This is a genomic window from Spirillospora sp. NPDC049652, assembly GCF_040675125.1.
Taxonomy (GTDB): domain Bacteria; phylum Actinomycetota; class Actinomycetes; order Streptosporangiales; family Streptosporangiaceae; genus Spirillospora.
Genome location: NZ_JBFAOF010000850.1, coordinates 1 through 3,160, shown reverse-complemented (window position 1 = coordinate 3,160; position 3,160 = coordinate 1). Strand labels below are relative to the sequence as shown.

The 3,160-nt window shown below is 75.3% G+C and carries 2 protein-coding genes and 1 pseudogene; 2 read left to right on the top strand and 1 reads right to left on the bottom strand.

Features of this window, described 5'->3' with window-relative positions; all coding sequences use genetic code 11:
• Both AB0J52_RS33760 and AB0J52_RS33755 read left to right on the top strand, forming a co-directional pair.
• A pseudogene (locus tag AB0J52_RS33760) lies at positions 1-1,218 on the top strand (hypothetical protein); the annotation flags it as partial.
• A gap of 175 nt (positions 1,219-1,393) precedes the next feature.
• Complete coding sequence (locus tag AB0J52_RS33755; RefSeq protein ID WP_500186938.1) at positions 1,394-2,680, top strand: hypothetical protein; 1,287 nt, start codon at positions 1,394-1,396, stop codon at positions 2,678-2,680.
• A 221-nt stretch (positions 2,681-2,901) separates the two neighbouring features.
• On the opposite strand, the gene AB0J52_RS33750 is transcribed toward AB0J52_RS33755, so the two are convergent.
• Positions 2,902-3,160 (bottom strand): DUF5955 family protein (locus AB0J52_RS33750; RefSeq protein ID WP_500186937.1); only part of this gene is annotated, 259 nt, incomplete at its 5' end.

Sequence of the window (3,160 nt, the reverse complement as noted above, 5' to 3'; positions counted from 1 at the left end):
TTCATGTCGGACGGGTGCGGGTCGGCCGGCGCCGACTGGAAGACGATCATCGCGCCGTCGCCCGCCGCGGCCGCCGGGCAGGCGCGCAACTGGCAGGACGGCCCGGCCGAGCAGCCCCCGGAGTCGATCGTCCCGGAGTCCTGGTACGCCAAGCCACGCCGCCCGGAGGAGCCGTCCGAGCCGGCCGGGCCGCAGCAGTGGCAGGCCCCGCAGACGGTGTCCGACCAGGGCTGGGGGCAGCAGCCGCCCGCCGCGTCCGGCTTCGGCCAGGACGCCGGCGAGCAGCCGACCACCATGCTCGACGCGGGCTCCGGCCCGGCCGGCCCGGGTGGGCCGGGTGGTTTCGGACAGCAGCAGCCGGGTTTCGGGCAGCAGCAGGCGTTCGGGCAGGACGCCGGTTTCGGCCAGCCGGGCGGCCTGGCGCAGCAGGGCGGCTTCGGCCAGCAGGACGCCGGGTTCGGGCAGCAGCCGGGCGGTTTCGGTCCGGGCGGCGGCTTCGGCCAGCAGCCGGGCTTCGACCAGGGCGGCGGATTCGACCAGGGCGGGTTCGGCCAGAACGGGTTCGGCCAGCAGGGCGTGCAGGGCGGACCGCCGGCCAAGTCCGGCAAGAAGCCGAACAAGCCGCTGCTGATCGGCGTCGGCGCGCTGGTCGCGGCGGCCGTGGTCGCGGTCGGGGTCGTGCTGTGGCCGAGCGGCGGCAAGGGCGGAACCGATCCGAACCCGTCCAACTCGCCGGTCGCGCAGAAGGGCAAGATCCCGGCGAACAGCCCGGCCCGGCAGCAGGCCGACGCGCTGAACGCGATCCTGAACGCCAGCGCCGACACCAAGCGGACGCTGGTGCGGGGGCTCGCCCAGTCCCGCAAGTGCCAGGACCTGCCGAGCGCCGTCGGCTCCTTCCGGGAGGTCGCGCAGCGCCGGCAGAACCAGCTCAAGCGCACCGCGGGCCTGAAGCTCGACAAGCTCGACCGCGGCGAGAAGCTGCGCTCGTCCCTGCACGACTCGCTCCAGGCGTCCCTGGACGTGGACCAGGCGCTGCTGACCTGGGCGACCCAGGCGCAGCGCGGCTGCAAGGGCAAGCCCAAGCCGGACGCCAACCACGCGCCCGGCCGCGCCGAGGCCGAGCGCCGCGCGACCAACTCCAAGAAGTCGTTCGTCGAGATCTGGAACCCGGTCGCCCGCAAGAACGGGCAGCCCGCCCGCCGCTGGACTGGGGTCTGATCCCGCCGGTCCCATCCCACGGGCGCGACGGAACCGGACGGGTACCGCGCGACCTGGGACGACATCCGGGCGGACCGGTTGATCACAACCCGGTGGCGAGCCGTCCGGGGGCATCCCGCCGTGCGTCCGGTCACGGTAGGTTGGTCGCGACGGACCCCGACGGTGAGGGGCTTTCATGCGGTGCCCTGCCTGCGGCAGCGACACGACTCCGGCGCTGCCCCGCTGCACCCGGTGCGACGCGCCCCTGAACGACGGCGCGCCGGCCTCCGGGGAGGCCACGCCACGCGATGACGGCTGGCCGTCGTCGCCTCCGTGGCCGTCCGAGCCGAGCGCTCCGGCCACCCCTTCCGGTTCCGGGCCGGACCGCGAGCCCGATCCGGCCCGCGAGCCGGGTTCGGCCGCCGAGCCCGCTCCCGGCGCCGGTCCCTATCCGTTCGCGTCCGCCGGGCACGAGGCGACGTATCCGGCCGAGTACGGCCCGCCGCCGACCGAGCACGACCCGGGCCGGCCGCCGCACGAGTTCGGGCACGCGGCACCCCGGACCGAGGTGGACGCGGGCTCCTCGCCCCACCAGACCGAGCTGGACGCCGGGTACTCCTCGCCGCAGACCGAACTCGACCTGGGCTACGCCGCGCCACCGACGGTGTACGACCCGGGGATGCGGCTTCCTTCCGCCGACCCCGCGGCCGCGTACGGCCCGCCGCCCGAGCCCTGGAGCGGCGCGGGCGGGTCGGGACTGTCCGCCACGCCTCCCCCGCCGCCGGACACACCCGGCGAGCACACGATCACGCTGTCGCCGGAGCCGTGGGCGGACGAGCCGCCGGTGTGGAGCCCGCCCCCGCCGCGGGAGCGGAAGAAGGCCCCGCCCTACCTGCTGATCGTGACGGGGCTGGTCGTCCTCGCGGCGATCGCGCTCGGCATCGTGTTCTGGCCGCACGGCTCCGGGAAGGCCGACCGCACGGGCAGCGACACCGCCGCGACGACCCAGGGGACGACGGGCCAGCCGTCCGAGCCCGCGTCGTCGCCGTCCTCGCCGTCGGAGACGCCGTCCTCCCCGTCGCCGAGCGGCGACATGACCGAGCAGGCCGGCAAGGTGAACTCGCTGCTGGACGACATGGCCTCGACCCGGGGCAACCTCCAGACCGTCCTGAGCGACGGCTGCGAGACCGCCGGGCTGCAGCGGATCAGGGGCGAGCGGCAGACGCAGCTGTCCACCGCGCAGGCCCTGGACGTCAGCGCCATCGAGAACGGCGAGCAGCTCAAGAGCGCCCTGGTCCGCGCGTTGGAGGCGTCGGTCGCGTCCAACGCCAGGTACATCGAGCTGTCGCCGGGATGCCCGTCCGACTCCGACGTCGCCGACGTGAACGAGCAGGCCACCGAGGCCAAGCGCGAGTTCATCGGCTACTGGAGCGCGGTCGCGGAAAAGGCGAACCTCCCCTCCCGCACCGAAGCCTCCATCTAGACCGACACCGCCCCTGCCACGCGCGGCGAGGCGAGGCGAGGCGAACGTAAGCCGAGCCCGAGGCCGGTCTCGAAGCGGCCTCAGCCACGCGCGCGAACGCGTGCCCTGCACGGTGCAGCGAAGCCGAAGGCGAGCGAAACCGGGCAGATCGCGAAGCGATGCCGCGTTCGCCCAGACACGGTCACGGAGCGAGCCCCCCGGGCGAGCGAAGTGGGCCGGGTCTACGAAAATTGAGCCGCGAGGGTGTGGACGGCTTCGGCTAGGGCCGCGACGCCGCCGACTCGGCGGGCGAGGCGGTCCAGGGCGCCTGAGAGGCGGTCGCCGTCCGGGTCGTCGGCCTCCGCCTCCTCGCGGACGTCGGCCAGGTCGCGGCGGGCGCGGGCGGCCTCGGGGAGGTCCGCCTCATGCTCGTCGATCAGGTCCGCGACGCGGTCGAGCGCGGCGGCCGTGCCGTCCGGCGGGCCGGCCGCCGGGCCGTTC